The 21,971-nt window shown below is 62.7% G+C and carries 21 protein-coding genes; 5 read left to right on the top strand and 16 right to left on the bottom strand.

Going from position 1 to position 21,971, the window contains the following annotated elements; all coding sequences use genetic code 11:
• Positions 1–32 precede the first annotated feature (32 nt).
• Positions 33–356 carry a thioredoxin gene (gene trxA / locus ACIQUG_RS30755; protein ID WP_034801674.1) on the top strand — a complete coding sequence of 108 codons (324 nt, stop codon included), beginning with the start codon at positions 33–35 and terminating at the stop codon, positions 354–356.
• 93 nt (positions 357–449) lie between these two features.
• Here the strand turns inward: trxA and ACIQUG_RS30750 are convergent, their stop codons facing one another.
• The 5 genes from ACIQUG_RS30750 to ACIQUG_RS30730 form a co-directional block, all read right to left on the bottom strand.
• Positions 450–1,793 carry a folylpolyglutamate synthase/dihydrofolate synthase family protein gene (locus ACIQUG_RS30750; protein WP_043624311.1) on the bottom strand — a complete coding sequence of 448 codons (1,344 nt, stop codon included), beginning with the start codon at positions 1,791–1,793 and terminating at the stop codon, positions 450–452.
• 154 nt (positions 1,794–1,947) lie between these two features.
• Positions 1,948–2,862 (bottom strand): acetyl-CoA carboxylase, carboxyltransferase subunit beta, encoded by a 915-nt coding sequence (gene accD / locus ACIQUG_RS30745; protein WP_043624309.1) that lies wholly within the window; start codon positions 2,860–2,862, stop codon positions 1,948–1,950.
• A 50-nt stretch (positions 2,863–2,912) separates the two neighbouring features.
• Positions 2,913–3,752, bottom strand: a complete 840-nt coding sequence (trpA, locus tag ACIQUG_RS30740) for a tryptophan synthase subunit alpha (protein WP_192451504.1) — start codon at positions 3,750–3,752, stop codon at positions 2,913–2,915.
• 4 nt (positions 3,753–3,756) lie between these two features.
• Positions 3,757–4,977 (bottom strand): tryptophan synthase subunit beta, encoded by a 1,221-nt coding sequence (gene trpB, locus ACIQUG_RS30735; protein ID WP_034801666.1) that lies wholly within the window; start codon positions 4,975–4,977, stop codon positions 3,757–3,759.
• Positions 4,974–5,648, bottom strand: coding sequence for a phosphoribosylanthranilate isomerase (locus tag ACIQUG_RS30730; RefSeq protein ID WP_402326020.1), 675 nt, complete (start codon positions 5,646–5,648; stop codon positions 4,974–4,976). Before ACIQUG_RS30730 ends, trpB begins: the two co-directional genes overlap by 4 nt.
• A gap of 156 nt (positions 5,649–5,804) precedes the next feature.
• Here ACIQUG_RS30730 and ACIQUG_RS30725 point away from each other — a divergent pair, with 156 nt between their 5' ends.
• Positions 5,805–5,999 carry a YqaE/Pmp3 family membrane protein gene (locus ACIQUG_RS30725; RefSeq protein ID WP_034801662.1) on the top strand — a complete coding sequence of 65 codons (195 nt, stop codon included), beginning with the start codon at positions 5,805–5,807 and terminating at the stop codon, positions 5,997–5,999.
• A 25-nt stretch (positions 6,000–6,024) separates the two neighbouring features.
• Here the strand turns inward: ACIQUG_RS30725 and ACIQUG_RS30720 are convergent, their stop codons facing one another.
• The 9 genes from ACIQUG_RS30720 to ACIQUG_RS30680 form a co-directional block, all read right to left on the bottom strand.
• Positions 6,025–6,777 carry a M48 family metallopeptidase gene (locus tag ACIQUG_RS30720; protein ID WP_402326019.1) on the bottom strand — a complete coding sequence of 251 codons (753 nt, stop codon included), beginning with the start codon at positions 6,775–6,777 and terminating at the stop codon, positions 6,025–6,027.
• Between the two features lie 110 nt (positions 6,778–6,887).
• Positions 6,888–7,307: a DUF2852 domain-containing protein gene (locus ACIQUG_RS30715; RefSeq protein WP_043624293.1), complete on the bottom strand. Its 420-nt coding sequence runs from the start codon at positions 7,305–7,307 to the stop codon at positions 6,888–6,890.
• A gap of 146 nt (positions 7,308–7,453) precedes the next feature.
• Positions 7,454–8,728: a polyhydroxyalkanoate depolymerase gene (gene phaZ, locus ACIQUG_RS30710; protein WP_043624289.1), complete on the bottom strand. Its 1,275-nt coding sequence runs from the start codon at positions 8,726–8,728 to the stop codon at positions 7,454–7,456.
• 333 nt (positions 8,729–9,061) lie between these two features.
• A complete protein-coding gene (locus ACIQUG_RS30705; RefSeq protein ID WP_402326018.1) occupies positions 9,062–10,084 on the bottom strand; it encodes a zinc-binding alcohol dehydrogenase family protein in 1,023 nt (340 codons plus the stop codon).
• Positions 10,085–10,110: 26 nt separating this feature from the next.
• Positions 10,111–11,088 (bottom strand): ABC transporter permease, encoded by a 978-nt coding sequence (locus ACIQUG_RS30700; protein ID WP_192451499.1) that lies wholly within the window; start codon positions 11,086–11,088, stop codon positions 10,111–10,113.
• 40 nt (positions 11,089–11,128) lie between these two features.
• Positions 11,129–12,682 carry a sugar ABC transporter ATP-binding protein gene (locus tag ACIQUG_RS30695; RefSeq protein WP_402326017.1) on the bottom strand — a complete coding sequence of 518 codons (1,554 nt, stop codon included), beginning with the start codon at positions 12,680–12,682 and terminating at the stop codon, positions 11,129–11,131.
• Between the two features lie 94 nt (positions 12,683–12,776).
• Positions 12,777–13,766, bottom strand: a complete 990-nt coding sequence (locus tag ACIQUG_RS30690; RefSeq protein WP_034801640.1) for an ABC transporter substrate-binding protein — start codon at positions 13,764–13,766, stop codon at positions 12,777–12,779.
• Between the two features lie 167 nt (positions 13,767–13,933).
• The gene (locus ACIQUG_RS30685) at positions 13,934–14,953 is read right to left on the bottom strand and encodes an aldo/keto reductase (RefSeq protein WP_402326016.1); all 1,020 of its coding nucleotides are present in this window, start codon (positions 14,951–14,953) and stop codon (positions 13,934–13,936) included.
• Positions 14,954–14,987: 34 nt separating this feature from the next.
• Entirely contained in the window at positions 14,988–16,493 is a 1,506-nt protein-coding gene (locus ACIQUG_RS30680; protein WP_402326014.1) for a UxaA family hydrolase, read from the bottom strand.
• 218 nt (positions 16,494–16,711) lie between these two features.
• Here ACIQUG_RS30680 and ACIQUG_RS30675 point away from each other — a divergent pair, with 218 nt between their 5' ends.
• Complete coding sequence (locus tag ACIQUG_RS30675; protein ID WP_402326013.1) at positions 16,712–17,590, top strand: FCD domain-containing protein; 879 nt, start codon at positions 16,712–16,714, stop codon at positions 17,588–17,590.
• Positions 17,591–17,610: 20 nt separating this feature from the next.
• Positions 17,611–18,699, top strand: a complete 1,089-nt coding sequence (locus ACIQUG_RS30670) for a mannitol dehydrogenase family protein (RefSeq protein WP_402326012.1) — start codon at positions 17,611–17,613, stop codon at positions 18,697–18,699.
• On the opposite strand, the gene ACIQUG_RS30665 is transcribed toward ACIQUG_RS30670, so the two are convergent.
• Both ACIQUG_RS30665 and gabD read right to left on the bottom strand, forming a co-directional pair.
• Positions 18,693–19,499, bottom strand: coding sequence for an aldolase/citrate lyase family protein (locus ACIQUG_RS30665; RefSeq protein ID WP_402326011.1), 807 nt, complete (start codon positions 19,497–19,499; stop codon positions 18,693–18,695). The genes ACIQUG_RS30670 and ACIQUG_RS30665 overlap by 7 nt on opposite strands.
• Positions 19,500–19,626: 127 nt before the next feature.
• Positions 19,627–21,081 carry an NADP-dependent succinate-semialdehyde dehydrogenase gene (gene gabD, locus ACIQUG_RS30660; RefSeq protein WP_402326010.1) on the bottom strand — a complete coding sequence of 485 codons (1,455 nt, stop codon included), beginning with the start codon at positions 21,079–21,081 and terminating at the stop codon, positions 19,627–19,629.
• Positions 21,082–21,327: 246 nt separating this feature from the next.
• On the opposite strand from gabD, the gene ACIQUG_RS30655 reads away from it, so the two are divergent.
• On the top strand, positions 21,328–21,924 hold the full coding sequence (locus ACIQUG_RS30655; protein ID WP_402326008.1) for a nitroreductase family protein: 597 nt from the start codon (positions 21,328–21,330) through the stop codon (positions 21,922–21,924).
• Positions 21,925–21,971 lie beyond the last annotated feature (47 nt).

Below are 21,971 nucleotides of genomic sequence, written 5' to 3'. Positions count from 1 at the left end.
GATACTGAGATTCCGAACGCAAGGAGCAGTCTATGGCTACTGTAAAGGTCGATACGTCCAATTTTCAGCAGGAAGTGCTGAACTCCGCCGAGCCGGTGGTTGTCGATTTCTGGGCTGAATGGTGCGGCCCGTGCAAGATGATCGCGCCGAGCCTCGAGGAAATCTCGAACGAACTCGCCGGCAAGGTCAAGGTTGCCAAGCTCAACATCGACGAAAACCCGGAACTGGCCGCCCAGTACGGCGTTCGCTCGATCCCGACGCTCGCCATGTTCAAGGCCGGCGAAGTGGCCGACATCAAGGTTGGCGCCGCTCCGAAGACGGCTCTGTCCTCGTGGATCTCCACGGCGGTCGCATAAGGCGGATTCACCGCTGAGAATATTAAAAGCCCGGCATGCCGGGCTTTTTTCTTGTCTTCAATCTGGAAGCGGTCTGGCTGAGCCAGACCTTGATCACTTCGGCGGCGTGCCGTTGTCGGCAAGCACGTCGCCCACCAGATAGAGCGAGCCGCCGATCAGGATGCGCGGCGGCGCCGGGTCTTCGTCGACCAGATTGGAGATGATCGTCAGCGCCTCGGCGACGGACGAGACCGCGGAGGCCTCGAAGCCGACCGATGCGGCGTCGCTGGCAAGCGCCACCGGATCAAGCCCAGCATCGGAGCCGCGGATCGGAACGGTGAAGACCTGTTCGGCGAGATCGAGGAAAGCGCGGAAGTAGCCGATCGGCTCCTTGGTGTTGATCATGCCGATGATCAGGAACAAGGGTCGCGATTCGCGCTCCTCGAAGGTCGCCATCGCCTCCGCGATCACCTGGCCGGCGCCGGGATTGTGGCCGCCATCGACCCAGATTTCCGCGCCTACCGGACCGTAATGCGTGAGTTTGCCACTGGTCAGCCGCTGCAGGCGTCCGGGCCACTCGACGCCCGCGAGACCACGCTCGATCGCCGCTTCGGAAACATCGAAGCCGGCCGCCCGCACCGCGCGGATCGCCGCTGCAGCATTGGCATACTGGTGCCGGCCCGGCAGCTTCGGCAGCGGCAGGTCGGCGAGCCCGCCTTCGTCCTGATAGACGAGGCGACCGAACTCCTCATGCGCCATGAAATCCTGGCCATAGACGAACATCGGGCAGCCGAGACGCTCGGCGGTCGAGACCAGCACATCCCGGGCGGCCTCTTCTTCCTGCTGGCCGATCACCACAGGGCAACCACGCTTCATGATACCGGCCTTCTCGGCGGCAATCAGCTCCACCCGATCACCGAGATAGGCCTGGTGGTCGAGCGAGATCGGCATGACGACCGAAACGGCCGGACGGGCAATGACGTTGGTCGCATCGAAACGGCCGCCAAGGCCGACCTCGATGATCGCGACATCGGCCGGATGCTCGGCAAAGAGCACGAAGGTAACGGCGGTCAGGATCTCGAAGACGGTGATCTTCTCGCCGCCATTGGCTTCAGCAACGCGGCGCACGGCATCGGCGAGAACGGGATCGCTGACGAGCTTTCCCTTGCCGCCCTTGACGCCCAGGCGATAGCGCTCGTGCCAGTTGACGAGATGCGGCGAGGTATGGACGTGAACACTGAGGCCGGCCGCTTCCAGGATCGCCCGAGAGAACGCGGTTGCCGAGCCCTTGCCGTTGGTACCGGCGACATGGATCACCGGCGGCAGGCGGTCCTGCGGATTGCCGAGTGCTGCGAGAAGCCGGGTGATCCTGTCCAGCGACAGGTCGAAGCCCTTGGGGTGAAGGGCGAGAAGTTTTTCGATCTCGTAGCCCGCTTCGCTGGCTTCCACCGCTGCCATCTCTTAACCCCGCCCCGACACGCTCGGCTGCTACAGCGCGCGCCCTATAGGCCTTCTACCGATCGCTGTAACGCCCTGAGTTGCAGCATCTCCGCACAATAGAAATCGCGGAGATGCATCATTTTGTTCTATACAGTTCCGCCGACGCAGCGCTTCAGGCGCTGGCAGCGACCGGCAAGGCGGCCGGCTGCGTGCCGCCGTTGAGCTTCGAGGCTTCCGCCGGCTTCTTCATCAGGATCTTCAGGACCCGGGCGAGCGTCGACGGCAGATCGTGGCGCTTGACGACCATGTCGACCATGCCATGCTCCAGCAGGTATTCCGACGTCTGGAAACCTTCCGGCAGCTTCTCGCGCAGGGTCTGCTCGATCACGCGCTTGCCGGCAAAGCCGATTTCCGCTCCCGGCTCGGCCATGTGGATGTCGCCGAGCATCGCGTAGGATGCGGTAACGCCACCGGTGGTCGGGTTGGTGAGCACGACGATATAGGGAAGGCCGGCTTCCTTGAGCATGTTGACGGCAACCGTGGTGCGCGGCAGCTGCATCAGCGACAGGATGCCTTCCTGCATGCGCGCGCCGCCCGAAGCCGGGAAGATGACCAGCGGGCACTTCTCGGAAATTGCCCGTTCGAAGGCCTTGATGATCGCCTCGCCGGCAGCCATGCCGAGCGAGCCGCCAATGAAGTTGAATTCGTGCACGACGGCGACGAGCTTGACACCTTGCACGCGGCCGAGACCGGCGACAATCGTGTCTTCCAGTTCGGTCTTGGCGCGGCTGTCGCGCAGACGGTCCGAATACTTCTTGGAATCGCGGAACTTCAGCGGATCCTGGGCAACCTTCGGCTGCGGAAACGCTTCAAAAATGCCGCCGTCGAACAGGTCCTTCAACCGCGCCTTGGCCGGCATCTTCATGTGGAAGCCGGACTGCGGGATGACCCACTTGTTTTCCTCGAGATCGCGGTGGAACACCATCTCGCCGGTTTCCGGGCACTTGATCCAGAGATTTTCCGGAACTTCCCGGCGGCCCAGCATCGAGTTGATCTTCGGCCGAACGTAGTTTGTGATCCAGTTCACTTAGTAACTCCTGAAGATTTCCTTCGGGTTGTGCGCGCTAATATAGGCAATTATTCGGCTGCTGCGAGACGTGCGGACCGCACGCCTGCCGAGAGCCCTCTCACCAGCGCTTCGACACCCGGAACCGTCGCATCGGTCGCCTTGCCCTCTTCGGTCAGGCTCGACGCGATCTGGTTGACGATCGCCGTACCGACGACCACACCATCGGCAGATGCTCCGATGGCCCTTGCATGTTCCGCCGTCTTGACGCCGAAACCGACGCAGACGGGCAGATTGGTGTGTGCCTTGATACGCCCGACGGCGCCACCGATCAACGACGGATCGGGCAGAGCCGATCCGGTGATACCGTTCATCGACACGTAATAGACGAAACCGGAGGTGTTTTCGAGCACCTTCGGCAGGCGACGGTCGTCCGTGGTCGGCGTCGCCAGGCGAATGAAGTTGATGCCCTTTTCCAGCGCCGGGATGCAGAGCTCGTCGTCCATTTCCGGCGGCAGGTCGACGACGATCAGGCCGTCGATCCCGGCTGAAAGCGCATCCGTCAGGAAGCGATCGACGCCGTAGATATAGATCGGATTGTAATAACCCATCAGCACGATCGGCGTGCGCTCGTCGTCCTCGCGGAAGCGGCGGGCGATTTCGAGCGTCTTTTCAAGCGTCTGGCCGCCCTTCAGCGAGCGCTGGCCAGCCAACTGGATCGCCGGGCCGTCGGCCATCGGGTCAGAGAACGGCATGCCGAGTTCGATCACGTCGGCGCCGGCCTTCGGCAGCGCCTTCATGATCGAGACCGACGTCTCGAAATCCGGATCGCCGCCCATGAAATAGGTGACGAGGACCGGACGTCCTTCGGCCGCGACATCGGCAAATCGCTTGTCCATGCGTGCGGTCATGATCTTACTGCCCCATTCCCAGTAACTTGCCGACGGTGAAGATGTCCTTGTCGCCACGGCCGGAGAGGTTCATCAGAATGATCTCGTCCTTGCCCATCTTCGGCGCGCGCTTGATCACCTCGGCAAGCGCATGCGACGGCTCGAGCGCCGGGATGATGCCTTCGAGACGGGTCAGCGTCTGGAAGGCTTCGAGCGCTTCGTGGTCCATGATCGGCACGTATTCGACGCGGCCGACATCGTTGAGCCAGGCATGCTCCGGACCGATACCGGGATAATCGAGGCCGGCCGAAATCGAATGGCCTTCCTTGATCTGTCCGTCGCCGTCCTGCAGCAGATAGGTGCGGTTGCCGTGCAGCACGCCGGGCGATCCGGCGGTGATCGAGGCGCAATGTTCGTCGCCCTCGATGCCCTTGCCGCCGGCTTCGACGCCGACGATCTTGACGCTCTCGTCATCGAGGAACGGGTGGAAGATGCCGATCGCGTTGGAGCCACCGCCAACGGCGGCAATGACGAGATCCGGCAGCCGGCCTTCGGCAGCGAGCATCTGCTCCTTGGCTTCCTGGCCGATGACGGCCTGGAAATCGCGGACCATCTCCGGATAGGGATGCGGGCCAGCAGCCGTGCCGATCAGGTAGTAGGTGTTGTCGACATTGGTGACCCAGTCACGCAGCGCCTCGTTCATGGCATCCTTGAGCGTGCCGCTGCCGGCGGTTACCGGCTTTACCTCGGCGCCCAGGAGCTTCATGCGGAAAACGTTCGGCGCCTGGCGCTCGACGTCGGTCGCGCCCATGTAGACGACACAGGGCAGGCCGAAGCGGGCGGCGACGGTTGCCGAAGCCACGCCATGCTGGCCGGCGCCGGTCTCAGCGATGATGCGCGTCTTGCCCATGCGCTTGGCGAGCAGGATCTGGCCAATGCAGTTGTTGATCTTGTGGGAACCGGTGTGGTTCAGCTCTTCGCGCTTGAAGTAGATCTTGGCGCCGCCAAGCTCGGCCGTCAGCCGCTCAGCGAAGTAGAGCGGGCTCGGGCGGCCGATATAATGCGCGCCGAGATGCTCCAGCTCCGCCTTGAAGGCCGGATCGTTCTTCGCGTTGTCCCACTCGTTCTGAAGGTCGAGGATCAGCGGCATCAGAGTTTCGGCCACGAAGCGGCCGCCGAAGATACCGAAACGGCCGTCCTCGTCCGGGCCACCCCGGAAGGAATTCAACTTTGGCGCCTGGTTCACGTCCTGCTCCCTGACCGTGGCATGCCCGCCTCCGCCTGGCGAACGGCATTGAAAAACGATTCCATGAGCTTCAGATCCTTGACGCCCGGCGCGCTCTCGACGCCGGAGGAGATATCGATGGCACGCGCGCTGGTCTGCGCCATGGCCTCGCCGATGTTGTCGGCGTTAAGACCACCGGAAAGCATGTAATCGACGCTTCCGTCAAGCGCATCGAGCAGCTTCCAGTCAAAGGAAACGCCGTTGCCACCGGGCAATTCGGACCCTTTTGGCGGCTTGGCATCGAAGAGGAAGCGATCGGCGATGCCGATATAGGCATCGATCTTTTCAAGGTCCGATGCTTCGCGCACCGAAAAGGCCTTCATGACGGGAAGGCCATACATTGCCTTGACCGTCAGCAGTCGATCCGCGTCCTCGCTGCCATGAAGCTGCAGGATATCCGGGTTGAGCGCCGAAACGATTTCGTCGAGCTCGTCATTGTCGGCATCGACGGTGACGGCGACGATCTTCGCCTGGCCGCGAATCCTGTCGGCGATGCGGCCGGCATCGTCGGGCTCGATGTTCCTGGGGCTCTTCGGGAAAAAGATGAAGCCGACATGGGATGCGCCGAGCGCGACAGCACGCTCCGCCGCTTCCGCGGTCTTCAGCCCGCATATCTTCACTTGGGTTTTCATGAGAAGCGACCTTGCATGAAATGCCGCGCGAGTCGAGCCAAAAACCGACGCAAAAGCGGTCACTCAGCGCCCCTGCACCCGTCCTTCGCCGGGTGTGCGCCCCTTGCGCGGCAGGCGCGCTTTCACCATATGCATTTTACCACAACGGAGAGACTGATGCGCCTGTTGCTCGCGCTTATCCTGCCCTGGCTGCAGTTTTTTACCATCGGCCGCCCCTTTGCCGGCCTCATTTGCCTGATCCTGCAACTGACGCTGATCGGCTGGGTTCCGGCGGCGATCTGGTCGGTCTATGCGCTCAGCCAATACAAGACCGACGAGAAGATCCGCGAAGCGCTGCGCCACCGCGCATAACGAGCCGCTCATCGCCCTCCGGGATTCAATCGAAGTCGATCGCGTGAAGCATCGTGCCGTTGCGGCGGAGCCAGCGCTTGGCGTCCTCCGTATCGGGGCACAATCTGCCGCAGAGCGCCCAGAAGTTCGGGCCGTGGTTCATTTCCTGCAGATGCGCCACTTCATGCGCCGCGAGATAGGCGATGACCCTTGGCGGCGCCATGACGATGCGCCAGGAGAAACTCAACGCCCCGTCGGCCGAGCATGATCCCCAGCGGCTGCGCGTGTCCTTGAGCGACAGCGACTTTGCCCGTCGGCCGATACGGCCGGTGTAGATCGCCACCAGCCGGTCGAGATCCTGGCGGGCTTCCTTCTTCAGGAAATCGACGATGCGCCGGTTGAGGTGTTCCTCGCCGCCGCTGACGCGCAGCACCGGTTCGTCATCGATCACGATCGCTTCCGTGAGCCCGCGGATCTTGCCGGTACGCTCGATGCGGTGGGCGATGCCGCGAATGAGAATGGAACCGCCCTCCTCGATCTGGCTCTCGCCGGAGAAGCGGGCGAGCTTGGTCATCAGCCACCCCTGGTGCCGTGTCAGGAAGGCGTTGACCTCTCGCTCGGAGAGTCCCTGCGGCACCGTCATCTTCAGCGCCCGGCCGCCCGGCTCGATGCGCAGCGTCATGCGCGTCGCGCGCGCGTTCTGCTTGATCGTCAGCGGCAGGGACTTGCCGGCGACCTCGATCTGCCGCGTCGTTGCGGGTGGTGCAGGTTGAATGCGCCGCTTGAAGGAAGGGAACATGCAGGCTTTCTAACCGATTCGCGGGGCTTTCGCCTACAGTTCACAGGTTGGGGTGCATGCCAAAAGTGATCCGGCGTTTCATGTGAAACGCCGGAAGCGGTTTCGTCAGGTCAGTGGGCTTCGACAATCGGGCCCGAGCCGCCGTTCTTGCGGTCGCGCATGAAGCGGTCGAACTCTTCCTGGTCCTTGGCGCGGCGAAGCTCGCGCGCATAGCTGTCGAATTCTTCGCGCATCTCGTCGAGCTTGCGGCGTTCCTCGTCGAGACGGGTAAGTTCAGCTTCGCGCCAGTCGTCGAAGGCGACGTTGCCGGTGCGATGCGTCCAGTTGGAACGGCGGCCGCCGCGCTTGAAAGCCGAGCACATGCCATCCACCGTATCGTTTGCGTCTTTCTTGAACGTCTTGAGCTTTTCGCCAAAGAGAATGTAGGCGAGCATGGCCAGGCCGAGCGGCCAGAAGACCACGAAGCCAAGCACCATCAGGGCGATGGTCGCGGGCGTCCAATCCGGACGGATCATTGCAGATTGGTTCATCTTCAGGATTCCTCGCAATCATCCGGGCCGCCCATGCGGCCCGATGAAAACGATGTGGGAAGGCGCTCTTGGCTCTGCAAGACGCCCTCCCCCGGAATCGGACAAACCCTTGACTCTACGCGGTCAAAACGGCCGCGCCGCCGAGATCAGGCCGACTTGCCGCCCTTGATCAGCTGCTTCACCGGTTTCGCGTGGCGCGCGTGCTCGCGGTGGAAAGCGACGATGCGCGGCGCGATTTCGCGACGGAAGCGCGAGCCGTTGAAGACGCCGTAGTGGCCGACATCCGGCTGCATGTAATGCAGGCGCATGTGGTCGGGGATGTTGGTGCAGATCGTCTGCGCCGCCTGGGTCTGGCCAACGCCAGAGATATCGTCGTTCTCGCCTTCGACCGTCAGGAGCGCCACCTTCTTGATCGCCGTCGTGTCGACGCGCTTGCCGCGATGCATCATCTCGCCCTTCGGAAGCGCATGCTGCATGAACACCACCTGCACCGTCTGCAGGTAGAATTCGGCCGTCAGGTCCATGACGGCGAGATATTCGTCGTAGAAGTCGCGGTGCTTTTCGGCGGCGTCGCCATCGTTCTTCACCAGGTGGGCGAAGAACTCCTTATGGGCGATCAGGTGCCGGTCGAGGTTCATCGACATGAAGCCGGAGAGCTGCAGGAAGCCCGGATAGACCATGCGCATGAAACCCGGTTGCGGCCACGGCACCGGCATGATGACATTGTCACGGAACCATTCGATTGAACGCTCTTCCGCGAGCTGGTTGACGCCGGTCGGGTTGATGCGGGTGTCGATCGGTCCGCCCATCAGCGTCATCGTCGCCGGCGACAGCGGATCATCGGCAGCTTCCATCAATGCGACGGCAGCAAGCACCGGCACCGCGGGCTGACAGACGCCGATCACATGGGTGTCAGGCCCGAGGAAATGCAGCATCTGGATGACGTAGTCGATGTAATCGTCGAGATCGAAGGTGCCTTCGCTGAGCGGCACCATGCGGGCATCGATCCAATCGGTGATATAGATGTCGGAATGCGGCAGCAGGGCTTCCACCGTGCCGCGCAACAGCGTCGCATAGTGGCCGGACATCGGCGCGACGATGAGCACCTTCGGATCGGGCGCGCGGCCCTTGGGCAGGGCACGCTCGAAATGAATGAGGTTGCAGAACGGCGCGCGCCAGACGATGCGCTCGTAAATCGAAGCCGATTGACCATCGACGACCGTCTCGGGAAGACCGAACTCAGGCTTGCCATAACGGCGGGTGGAGCGCTCGAACACTTCAAGACCGGCTGCGGCGGCGCGACCGAAATAGGTGTGCGAGACGGGGTTCATCGGATTGCTGAACGCGAGCCGCATGGCGTCGGCTGCCGTGCGCCACGGCGCCATCATTGCGTGGTTCAGTTCATAGAGCTGGTAGAACATGGGAAGCGTACCCCTTGGTTCAATCAACGACAACGCCGCTCCCGGTCGGACGCAAGCTTGCGATTGTTTGTCTTGGTGTCCGCAATCGCTGCCAGACTACCACTTTTCTTGTGCAGTGCAACAAATATACCCGTCTCGCCTCGATACAAGGCCTGAAGCCAGAATGAATCCGGATTCCTGACGATTTGCAAACGAGCTTGCTCGAAACTGGCCGTTTTCCGCTATTTTCGTGCGTCGAGCCGCAATGCCTGGCCTTTTCTGGGATAATTGGCGCCTCTCAGCAGCAAAGATGGGGTGCGCATCCCTGTGGCAATGCAGCAAACCCGCCATCGCTCAAGCGGCCGCCACTTGAATGACAGCCTTCACCAGGCCCGCCTTTTCCTCCGCCCATCGCGGCAGATCGGCAACCGCGCCGTCCAGCGTGGTGCGGTGGGTGATCAGCGCCTCCACCGGTACCAGGCCGGACGCGATCGATGCGACGACATGGTCGAAATCCTGCCGGGTCGCGTTGCGGCTGCCGACCAGCGTCATCTCGCGCTTGTGGAACTCCGGATCGGAGAAGCGGATATCGTCCTTGATGACACTGACGAAGACCAGGGTGCCACCGTGGGCGACGTGGGCGAAGGCCGCCTGCATCGAGCCGCCATGCCCGGTCGCGTCGAAGACGACATCGAAACCGTCTCCATCCGTCGCCGCGGCAACGCGCGCCGCCGTATCGCTATCCACGACGATGCCCTTGGCAAAGCCGAGTTTGCGGGCGGCAAACTCCAGCCGCTCGGCGCTGGTATCGGCGAGCACCACGTCATGGCCGGCGATGCGGGAAAAGATCGCGGTGCCGAGTCCGATCGGTCCGGCACCGATAACAAGCGCCCGTGACCCCGCATCCGTCGATGCACGGCGGACCGCGTGGGCGCCGATCGCCAGGAACTCGACGGTGGCGGCGGCCTCCGGCGAAAGGCCCTGCGCCGGATAAAGATTGCCCTCCGGCACGACGATCTCTTCGCAAAACGCGCCGTCGGTGTGGACGCCGAGAACCTTGATGGCCGTGCAGCAATTGGGCTTGCCCTTGCGGCAGGCAACGCAAGCACCACAGGCGAGATAGGGGTTGACCACGACCGGCGTGCCGGGCGCCATCGTCGTCCCTTTCCCGCCGGCCATCACCGTCGCCGAAATCTCATGGCCCATGACCCGCGGATATTCGAGGAACGGATGTTTGCCGGCGAAGATATGGTAGTCCGTACCGCAGATGCCGACATGGCTGACGGCGAGGCGGACCCAACCGTCCGGCACGGTTTCGATTGGCGTGCGGTCGACGACCTCCAGCCGACCGGGTTGCGGGCAGAGCACGGCTTTCATGGCAATTCTCTCGAATACGGCAGCGCCTAGCGGGCGCTGCGGCGACGCAATTGGTCGAAATAGACGATAACGATGATCAGTACCCCGGTAATGATGCGCTGCCAGAACGAGTTGACGTTCAAGAGGTTGGCGCCGTTGTTGATCGTCGCGAGGATGAAGGCGCCGAGCAGCGGCCCATGTACCGAGCCGACCGCACCGAACAGGCTGGTGCCGCCGATGACCGACGAGGCGATCGCCTGAAGCTCCCAGCCCTCCGCCTGAGTGGCGTTGCCGATGCCGATGCGCGAGGCAAGCAGCAGGCCGACGAAGGCGGCGCAAGTCGACGACAGGATATAGGCGAGATAGATCGTGCGGTGAACGTTGACGCCGGAGAGGCGCGCCGCCTCGCTGTTGGAGCCGACAGCAAAGAGATAGCGGCCGAAACGGCTCAAATGCAGGAAGACATAGGCCGGGATCGCCACCACGATCACCATCCAGAACAGGCTCGGAACGCCCAGGAAATCCGCCCGCGAGAAATTGGTGAAGGCCTCATTGGTGATCGAGATAGTCGAGCCATTGGTGATCAGGAGGCCGATGCCACGGAGCGACGTGAGCGTTGCCAGCGTGATGATGAAGGGCGGCAGCCCCATGCGTACGATGCCGAAGGCATGGAAGGCGCCGATCAGCACACCGAAGGCGAGCGTCAGGATGATGGCAATCCAGAGCGGAACGCCGGCGGCCAGCAGCCATGCGACGATGACACTGGTAAAGCCTACCACGGCACCGACCGACAGATCGATGCCGGCGGTGATGATGACGAAGGTCTGGCCAACCGCAAGGATCGCCGTCATCGCCCCCTGGCGCAGCAGGTTGCTGATGTTGTTGGGCGTCCAGAAGCTGTTGGTCGCGAAGCCCAGCAGCATCCACAGGAACAGAAGCAACCCTAGGAGGGTGAGGCCGAACAGAATGCTCACGCCCTTGCGTGGCGCCGCGCTGGCGCCGCTCTCCACCGTTTCCGCACTCATCGTCTTCCTCCCTGCATCCTTCAAGTTTGTTTTTATCGGTTCAAACGCCAATCGCCTGCGTCAGCACTTCCTCATGGCTGGCGGCGCGATAGTCGTGGCTGGCGACCAGTCGTCCGCGCCGGAACACATGCAGCCGGTCCGCCAATTCGTAGACCTCCGGCAGATAGGACGAGATCAGGATGATGCCCGCCCCGTTCTCCAAAAGCCGCGCGAAAAGGCGATAGATTTCCGCCTTGGTGCCGACATCGACCCCGACCGTCGGCTCATCAAAGATGAAAAGCTTGGCGCCGTGGCTCAACCACTTGCCGATGACGATCTTCTGCTGGTTGCCGCCGGACATGGCAGACGCCAGCACGCGGCGTGACGGCGTCTTGATCTTCAGGTCGCGGATCTGCCGGTCGGCGTTTTCCCGCTCCTGCTGGCCGTTGATCGTCAGGCCGCGCGTCAGCCGGTTGAATACCGGCAGATTGATGTTGAGGCCGATCGGCAGGTTGAGGCAGAGGCCCTGGTCACGCCGGCTTTCCGGCGCAAGCGCAATGCCGAGGTCCATGGCCTTACGTTCGTTGGCGATCTCCACCTTGCGGCCCTGCCAGTAGACCTCTCCACCCGTTGGCCGGTGCCGGCCATAAAGGCCGAGCGCAAACTCGCTGCGTCCCGCGCCGATGAGCCCATAAAGGCCGACGATCTCGCCGGCGCGCACTGTCAGCGACACATCCTGAAAGCCGGGACCGCTCAAGTTGCGCGTCTCGACGATGGCCGCGCCCGGCGGAAAATGTTCCTTGTGATAGATCTGCTCGATCGTGCGGTTGATCATCAGTGCGATCAGTTCCGCCTCGTTGGTCTCGCCGATCTTGCGGGTGCCGACATGGGTGCCGTCACGCAGCACCGAGACACGGTCGGCAAGCTCGAAGACTTCCTCCATGCGGTGGCTGATATAGACGATCGTCACCCCTTCGGCCTGCAGCCTTCGGATCAGCCGGAAGAGCTGCGCCGATTCCTGCCGGGTGAGATAGGCGGTCGGCTCATCGAAGATCAGAAACTGCGTGCCGCGCATGGCGGCACGCGCCGTGGCGACGAGCTGCTGCTGGCCGATCGTCAGGCTACCAAGCACGGCACCGGCCGGAAGGTTGAAGCCGAGATCATCCAGCACGCTTTGTGCCGCATCGGTCATGGCGCGCTTGCGCATGAGGCCATTGCGATTGATCTCGTCGCCCAGAAACATATTGGCCGCGACCGACAGGTGAGCGCAAAGCACGACCTCCTGATGCACGGCATTGATACCGCGCTCGATCGCCTCCTGCGGCGTACCGAGCTGAACGGGTTTTCCGCACCAGAAGATTTCGCCGGACGTGCGCTTGATGACGCCGGTCAGAAGCTTGATCAGCGTCGACTTGCCGGCACCGTTCTCACCGACGATCGCGTGAATTTCACCGGACAGAAAGGTCAGCGATGCGGGCTTCAAGGCTTCGACGGCACCATACTTCTTCTGCAGGGCGCGCAGCTCCAGGATAGGCTCGCCTTTCGGAACCGGGTGGCGTGTCGCCACATGCAGTCCTTCGGTCCTGATGTCGCGTTGCTCTTGCAAGTCGGTCATCTGCGCATTCCTCCCATCGCAGAGATCGCTTGCGGCCGGTCCTCGTTCCGGCCGCAAGCGGGTGCAGCAGGCTCAACGCCCGCCGCAGCCGTCGTCACTTGACCTTCGGGTTCAAGAGAGCGTCGATCTTCGGCTCGGCCATGTTGGCCTTGGTCACCAGATTGGCGCCGGTATCGACATTCGCCTCGACCTTCTCCTTCTTCGAGACCGCGAGCGCTGTCTTCACGCCATCATACCCCATGCGGTAGGGATCCTGCACGACGAGACCGGCCAGAACGCCTTCCTTGAGAAAGCCGACGGTCTTGTCGTCGCTGTCGAAGCCGATCACCTTGATCTTGTCACCGAGCTTGTTTTCGGCGATCGCCTGGCCGACGCCCTGCGCCATGATCAGGTTGGACGCAAAGACACCGACAAGGTTGGGATTGGCGGTGATCAGGTCGGTCATGATGTTGAGGCCGGTGGTTGCCTGGCCGTCGGCATATTTATCGACGACGACCTTGAAGCCCGGATACTTCGTCTTGACCTGATCGAGGAAGCCTTCGCGGCGCTGGTCGAGCGAGCCGACACCCGGAAGGCTGGTGATGATGGCGATTTCGCCCTCTTCCTTGCCGCTCATTTCCTTGACCGCTGCAGCGAGACCGTCAGCAGCAATGCGGCCGCCCTGGACGTTGTCAGTGGTGAGGAACGACGAGAAGGCTTTGGAGTCGGCACCGGAGTCGATGCCGATGATCGGCACGGCCTTCGCTGCTTCATCGATCGGCTTGCCGAGCGCCTTGAATTCCGTTGGCGAAATAACGACGGCAGCCGGGGCGCCGGCAACCGCGTTCTCGAGAATGCTGATTTGGCCGTTGATATCGGATTCGGATTGAGCGCCGAGTTCCGGCACGTTGACGCCGAGATCCTTGCCGGCGGCGCGGGCACCGGCCAGCACGATCTGCCAATAGAAGGACGTGGTATCCTTGACGATGATCGGGATCGTCACGTCCTGTGCGAAGGAGGCGACCGGCGACATGCCGGCGATCATCGCGGCGCCGGCCAAGGCGGTAAAGGCGCGGCGGGTCAGGCTGCTTTTCAGAATGCTCATCCCAGGTTTCTCCTCTTGGTGCACCGTGTTCCACTTCTTGGAGGTCGATCGCAGGTGCTGGCTTATCGACCTTTTATCGATAAAAAACATATTGGAATGCTAATACGACAATCCCGGCTTGGCAAGCTGCCGGAACAGCATTTCAGACGGCGCTTTGGTGCCGTCCGTTAGACCCGAACCGGCTCGTCTCCGAGCTCCGGTGCGACCAGTGTGAACGGTTCAAAAGCAGCAAAATCGGCGGCGGAAAACCGGTGCTCGGCGAGCGCCATGTTGCGCGCCAGGCTCTGCGGCTTGGCGGTGCCGAGCAGCACCGAGGCGACCTGCTGACTGGCGAGCGGAAACTGCATGGCAGGTGCGGCAAGCGGCACATTCATGCCGCGCGCAACCGCGTCCATGGCGGCAACCTTTTGCCGGATATCGTCCGTCGCCGGCATGTAGTCGAAATGCGCGCCTTCGACCGGCCCCGTCGCCAGGATGCCCGAGTTGAACACCCCGCCGACGACAAGCGAAGTCTGTTTCTTCTCGCAGAGCGGCAGCAGTTCGGCGACAGCGGACCTGTCGAGCAGCGTGTAACGCCCGGCGAGCAGGATGCAGTCGAGATCGGCCTGACGCAGGACGTCGAGACAGACCGGCACCTCGTTGACGCCGAGCCCATAGGCCGCGATCGTTCCCGAGGATTTCAGCGCCTCCAACGCCTTGAGGCCGCCCTCCAGCAATTGCCGGAGGTAGACCGCGTTGCGAGCGGCTCCATGGGTGTAGACGCCGATATCGTGCACATAGAGGATGTCGATGCGATTGAGCCCGAGCCGGGCATAGCTGAACTCGACCGAGCGCATGATGCCGTCATAGCTGTAATCGTAGGTGACGTCGAAATTCAGCGGGTTCACGTAGGAATAGTCCGGCACCTTGTCTTCCGGCACCGGACGCAGGAGACGACCAACCTTGGTAGAAAGCACGAACTGATCACGCGGCTTGTCGCGCAGGAAGTCGCCGACACGACGCTCGGCAAGACCGAGGCCGTAGAAAGGCGCGACATCGAAGTAGCGCATGCCCGACTGCCAGGCAGCGTCCAGGGTCGCGATCGCGGAGTCGCGGGTGCATTCGCGGTAGAGGCCGCCAAGACCGGCAGCGCCGAAGCTAAACTCGGTCACCGATAGGTCGGTTCGACCGATCCGTCTCGTCTGCATTCCCCGTTTCCTCCTCCCAGGATGCCTTAGGTATTTAGAGCGTTGCGCCCAAATGCCAGGGCACGAACTCATTATCGCCGTAGCCGAAAAGCTCGCTCTTGGTCTTGCGGCCGGAGGCAGTCTCGACGATCAGGTCGAAGATCTCGCGGCCGAGCCCGGCAATGCTCGCCTCCCCCGAAGCGATCACGCCGCAATCGATATCCATGTCCTCTTCCATCGCCCGGTAGAGCGCCGTGTTGCTGGTGAGCTTGATCGACGGCGCCGGCCGACAGCCGAAACAGCTGCCGCGACCGGTGGTAAAGGCAATGACATTGGCGCCGCCGGCAACCTGTCCGGTGGCCGATACCGGGTCGTAGCCGGGGGTATCCATGAAAACGAGCCCGTGCTCGGTCACGCGCTCGGCGTAACGATAGACCGCGTTCAGCGGCGAGCGACCGCCCTTGGCGACGGCGCCGAGAGATTTTTCAAGGATGGTGGTCAGGCCACCCCGTTTGTTGCCCGGCGAAGGATTGTTGTCGAGCGAAGCGCCATGCATCGCCACATAGTTCTCCCACCAGGCAATCAGCCCATCGAGTTTCACCGCGACCGCGTCGTTGACGGCACGGCTGCGCAACAGGTGCTCAGCGCCATAGATTTCCGAAGTTTCGGAGAGGATCGCCGTGCCGCCGGCGGCCGCAAGGATGTCGACCGCAGCACCCAACGCCGGGTTGGCCGTAATGCCCGAAAGCCCGTCCGACCCTCCGCATTGCAGACCGACGATGATCTCGCTGACCGGGATAGCGACGCGACGTTCCTTGCCGACTTCAGCAGCGATTTCCTCGAGAATGCCCAGCGCCTTTTCGACGGAACGGCGCGAGCCGCCGGCTTCCTGGATGTTGAAATGGCGTTTCTCCGCGCCGGCGCCGCTTTGGCCATAGAGCGTCAACTGGTTGACCTCGCAGCCGAGGCCGACCATCAGCACGCCGCCGAAATTGACATGGCGGGCGTAGCCGGCGAGCGTGCGGTGCAGATTGGCCATGCCGTCGCCGGTCGAAGACATGCCACAGCCCTGATCGTGCACGATCGGCACGAAACCATCGATGCCTTCGTACCTCGGCAAGATGCGCCTGTTCGCCTCCTCGGCGATGGCGCGACAGACGGTGGTAGAACAGTTCACGCTGGCGACGACCCCGATGTAGTTTCGCGTCGCCGCCCGGCCGTCCCCTCTTCGATAGCCCATGAAGGTGCGCGCCCTGTCGGCATCGCTTGCCGCCTCCGGCGCCCCTTGAGGGCTGATCGCCAGGCGGTCCTTGTCGAAGGCGAGGTTATGGGCGTGCACGTGGTCACCCGGCGCGATATCGGCGGTCGCCCGGCCGATCGCCTGGGCATATTTGACGACCGGTTCGCCGGCGCGGATGGCGCGGATGGCGATCTTGTGTCCGGCATCGACCTTTGCCGCCGCGCGCACGCCGTTTGGCAGAACGTCGCCGGCGGCAATCGCCAGCGTCGCCACGACAACATTGTCCTCCGGTGCGAGCAGGATGGTGGACGGCGCGGACACCCGATTTCTCCCTAATGATTTTCGTTCTGTCTTTTATCTACAATAGACAGATTGCCGTCAATGGGTATTATAGCGAAAACATCGACGGCACGGCCGAGATGCCCCGGAGCGGCTGAGAGGAACGGATATGGACGACAGACGCAGACAAAACCGGAGCGACGGGATAGAGGAGCGTTCCGCGTAAGCGCAGAAAACTTCGAACGATCCGGACGTCGCCCATGGCAAAACAGAACACCGTCTTCAAGGATGCCTATAACCGCTGCCTCAAGCTGCTGGCGGACACATCCTCGCTGCCCTCCGAGCCGGAGCTCGGGCAGATGCTCGGCGTCAGCCGGACGACGGTGCGGGCGATCCTTGGCCGCTTCGAGGAATTGCATCTGATCGCCTGGGACAAGCGCAAGAAGAGCGTGCTGCGCCAACCCCGGCCCGACGATTATTTTCCGACGGAAGAGACGGATTCACTGGCCGAGATCATCGAGCGCAGCTTCATGCGCCGGATTCTCGCCGGTGGTGCCGAGCCGGGCATGCAGATCAACGAACTGGAACTGGCACGCGACATCGGGACCGGTACGACCAGCGTGCGCGAGTTCCTGATCCGCTTCAGCCGCTTCGGCCTGATCGAGAAGCGGCCGAACAGCCACTGGATCCTGAAAGGCTTTACCCGCGAATTCGCGCTGGAACTGACAGAAGTGCGCGAGATGTTCGAGCTGCGCTCGGCGGCGCGCTTTGTCTCCCTGCCCGACGACCATCCGGCCTGGGAAGAACTCGGGGAGATCGAGGCCCTGCACCGGGACATCCTCGCCGACATCGACAACCGTTACCGGGAGTTCTCCGAGCTCGACGAGCAATTTCACCTGCTGGTGCACAAGGCATCGAGCAACCGGTTCATCGTCGATTTCTACGACATCATCGCGATCGTCTTCCACTATCACTACCAGTGGAACAAGACGAACGCCCGCCAGCGCAACGCCCGTGCGCTGGAAGAACACCTCGCCTATATCGAAGCGCTGCGCTCGCACGATCCGGCAAAGGCCGAACAGGCCTGCCGGCGACACCTTCAGTCGGCGCGCGAAACCCTTCTCCAATCCATTCCATAGCCAGCTATCGGAGCCTACGCATGCCGACGCCGATCGTGCAATTCGGGACGAGCCGTTTCCTTCAGGCGCATGCCGATCTCTTCATCAGCGAGGCTTTGAAGAGAGGAGAGGCAGCAGGACCGATCACGATCGTTCAGACGACCGGGTCAAGCGAACGGTCAGGGCGGCTTTCAGCGCTCGCCCGCCCCGAGGGCTTTCCCGTTATCATTCGTGGCATCCAGGGAGGCGAGAGGATCGACGCGACGCAGCACGTGACAAGCGTCGTGCGCGCGCTTTCAACCAACCAAAACTGGAGCGAGATCCGGGCGATTGTCGCCGAGGAAGCCGAAATCCTGATCTCTAACACCGGCGACACGGGCTACCAGGTCGGCGAGGACGATCCGATAACAGAAGTTCCCCGTTCCTTTCCGGGCAAGCTGCTTCTGCTCCTGAAGGCGCGCTTCGACGCAGGCGGGCGTCCCCTGACGATGCTTCCCTGCGAACTGGTGTCACGCAACGGCGACGTGCTGAAGGCGCTGATGCTGCGGCTCGCGGCGGAGCGGGTGAAAGACAAAGCCTTTGCCGACTGGCTGGACAAGGATGTCGTCTGGGCGAATACGCTGGTCGACCGCATCGTCTCCGAGCCGCTCGAGCCGGCCGGTGCCATTGCCGAGCCCTATGCGCTCTGGGCAATCGAAAACCAGCCCGGCTTGCGGCCCCCATGCATCCACCCCTGCGTAAAGCTCGTGGATGACCTGACGCCTTACGAGAAACTGAAGCTCCACATCCTCAATCTCGGCCACACGGTGCTGGCCGATCTCTGGCTTAGGCAAGTCCGCGACCCGAAGGAGACTGTGCGGGCAATCCTGGCCGACGCCGACGTCGCAGCGCGTCTCGACCGCATCTATCAGTCGGAAGTGATCCCCGCTTTCGCTACGAAGGGCCTGGAGAGCGAAGCGGCAGACTATGTTGTCGCGACGCTGGAACGCTTCAGAAACCCGTTCCTCAATCACCGCCTCAGCGATATCGCCAACCACCACCGCGAAAAAATCGAGCGGCGGATCGTCGATTTGCGGCGCTGGAGCCCGGGCGTAGCGATGCCCGAACTCCAGGCAATCTGCGATCAGTAGCCGGATTCCTGCTTCTTCGGAGCCGACGTCTCTTCGCCGAGAAACACCTGGCGCAGCGTCGTCGTCGCACGCACGAGCGAAGTGACGTCCGTGCCGATCGCCATGAAATCGGCGCCCATCTCGCGATAGTCGCGCGCCTGCTCGAGATCGAGCGTCATGATGCCGCGTGCCTTGCCGGCCTTCTTGATGCGCTCGAACGCGTCGGCAATCGCCGCGCGCACCTCCGGATGGCCTGGCTTACCGAGATAGCCCATGTCGGCGGCCAGATCGGAGGGACCGATGAAGAGGCCGTCGACGCCATCGAGCGCGGCAATCTCGTCGATGGCGGCAAGACCGGCGCGGCTTTCGATCTGCAGGATCAGGCAGATTTCATCGCCGGCGGTCTGGAGATAATCGCCGATGCGGCCGAACTCGGAGGCGCGCCCGAGGGCGGCGCCGACCCCGCGAACACCATGCGGCGGATAGCGGGTGGCGCGCACCAGCTGCTGCGCCTGGGCCAGGCTCTCGACCATGGGGATCAGGAGCGTCTGCACGCCGGTGTCGAGGATCTGCTTGATCAGCACGGTATCGCCCACCGGCAGGCGAACCATAGGGTGGCTCGCCGATGCGGCGACGGCACGAAACTGCGCCGACAGCAACGGGATATCGTTCGGCGCGTGCTCGCCGTCGAGCAGCAGCCAGTCGTAACCGCTGCCGGACACCACCTCGGCTGCATAGGGGCTGGCAAGCGCCACCCACAGCCCGAGCTGGAAGCGGTTTTCGCGCAGCGCTGCTTTGAAGGGGTTCTTCGGTGCCGGCATGGGTCGTCTCCTCCTGCAATGCGACGGGACGAGCGATGCCTCGATCCCGCAATTACGAGATTTCTATCGGCAAAGAAAAAAACCGGCCAGAACTTTCCGGCCGGTTTTTCAGATTGGGTACCGTATCTTACGCGACGCCGCCGAGGCAGACGTATTTGATCTCGGTGAACTCTTCGATGCCGTAGCGCGAGCCCTCGCGTCCGAGGCCGGACAGCTTGACGCCGCCGAACGGCGCTTCGGCCGTGGAGATCAGCCCGGTGTTGACGCCGACCATGCCGTATTCCAGCGCTTCAGCCACACGGAAAACACGCGCAAGATCCTTGGCGTAGAAGTAGGAGGCAAGGCCGAACTCGGTGTCGTTTGCCTGCTCGACCACGTCGGCCTCGTCGGTGAAGCGGAAGAGCGGGGCGACCGGCCCAAAGGTTTCCTCGCGTGCAACCGCCATCGCCTGGGTGACGTCAGCCAGAACCGTCGCCTCGTAGAAGGTGCCGCCGAGGGTGTGACGCTTGCCGCCCTGGATGACGCGAGCCCCCTTCGAGGTGGCGTCCGCGACATGTTCCTCCACCTTCTCCAGCGCCGCCTTGTCGATCAGCGGGCCGAGGATCACGCCCTCGTCGACGCCATTGCCGATCTTCAGCTTGGCGACCGCCTTGGCGAGCTTGTCGGCGAAGGCGTCATAGACCTTGTCCTGCACATAAATGCGGTTGGCGCAGACGCAGGTCTGGCCGTTGTTGCGGAACTTGGCGATCAGCGCGCCTTCGACGGCCGCGTCGAGATCGGCATCGTCAAAGACGATGAAGGGCGCGTTGCCGCCAAGCTCGAGGCCGAGCTTCTTGATGGTGGCCGCGCTCTGTCGATAGAGTTCCGCACCCACTTCGGTCGAGCCGGTGAAGGTGAGCTTGCGCACGACCGGGTTCGAGGTCATCTCGGCGCCGATCTCGCGGGCGGAACCGGTGATGACGCTGAAGAGACCCTTGGGCAGGCCGGCGCGCTCGGCCAGAACGGCGATCGCAATCGCCGAGAACGGCGTCTGGGCGGCCGGCTTCAGCACCATGGCGCAGCCGGCGGCAAAGGCCGGGCCGGCCTTGCGGGTGATCATCGCGTTCGGGAAGTTCCAGGGCGTGATCGCTGCAACGACGCCGATCGGCTGCTTCATGACCAGAATGCGCTTGTCGGGCTGGTGGCCGGGGATCAGGTCGCCATAGAGACGGCGCGCCTCTTCGGCAAACCACTCAACGAAGCTTGCGCCATAGACGATTTCGCCGGTCGCTTCGGCCAGCGGCTTGCCCTGCTCCAACGTCAGGATACGGCCGAGATCCTCCTTGTTCTCGATCATCAGCTCGAACCATTTGCGCAGGACGCCGGCGCGGTCCTTGGCCGTGCGCGCTGCCCAGCCCTTCTGGGCGACACGCGCGGCCTCGATCGCAGCCTTGGTTTCCTTGGCGCCGAGCTTCGGCACGCGACCGATGATTTCACCCGTCGCCGGGTTGTTCACCTCGATCGCGTTTGCCGCGTCCGCCTCGATCCACTCGCCGCCGATAAGCGCTGCCTGGCGAAACAATGATGGGTCCTTAAACGACATGATCCGTCCTCTCTCAAATCCTACAGAACTTATACAACTTTTTTCTTGGAAACGGCAATGACCTCAAGTCGCCGTTTCTGCAATTTCCTGAGGCGCACTAGGCGAACGGGCGCTCACGTTTGCGTGCATCCAACCCGTTCCTTCGCCATCCGTCCTCATGTAGCGTTCGAAACGAATCAAACCATGGGCCGCCCGTCGGTCCGGCGGCGTTCCCAAGTTCACGCGACACCGAGAAGAGGCATGTCCATGACGGCGACCGACAACAGAAAAGCTGACCATCCGATCGATGCCATGTTCATCGAGCGCTGGTCGCCCCGCGCCTTCACCAACGAGGAAATCGACGAAAAGACCCTACTTTCCTTCTTCGAAGCGGCCCGGTGGGCGCCGTCTGCCAGCAACCGCCAACCTTGGCGTTTCGTTTATGCGCGTCGCGGCACGGATCGCTTTCCGGTGCTGCTCGAAACGCTCGACGAGGGAAACCAACGCTGGGCGAAGAACGCGGCAGCGCTGCTGATTGTGATTTCAAGAACGCATAATGCAGCACAGAACGGCGAAATGCGGCATGCCTATACCCACGCCTTCGATACCGGGGCGGCTTGGTACAGCCTCGCCTTGCAGGCCTCGCTTGCGGGCTGGCACACCCATGGCATGGCGGGCATCGATCGCGACAAGGCGATGCACGCCCTGAACGTTCCCGAACACTACCGGGTCGAAGCCGCCGTCGCGATCGGCCGGCTTGCGGATTCCTCGACATTGCCGGACGATCTGCGCGCACGCGAAATCCCGAGCCAGCGCAAGCCGGTCGGCGAATTCGCCTTCGAGGGCCAGTTCAAGGGCGAGTGAAGCACAAACAAAAATCCCGGCTCTCAGGCCGGGATTTTCTTTTTGTC

This window comes from Ensifer sp. NPDC090286 (assembly GCF_044769565.1).
Classification (GTDB): Bacteria; Pseudomonadota; Alphaproteobacteria; order Rhizobiales; family Rhizobiaceae; genus Ensifer.
Note: the sequence above shows the minus strand (reverse complement) of the source record. Positions and strands in the feature narration are given on the sequence as shown.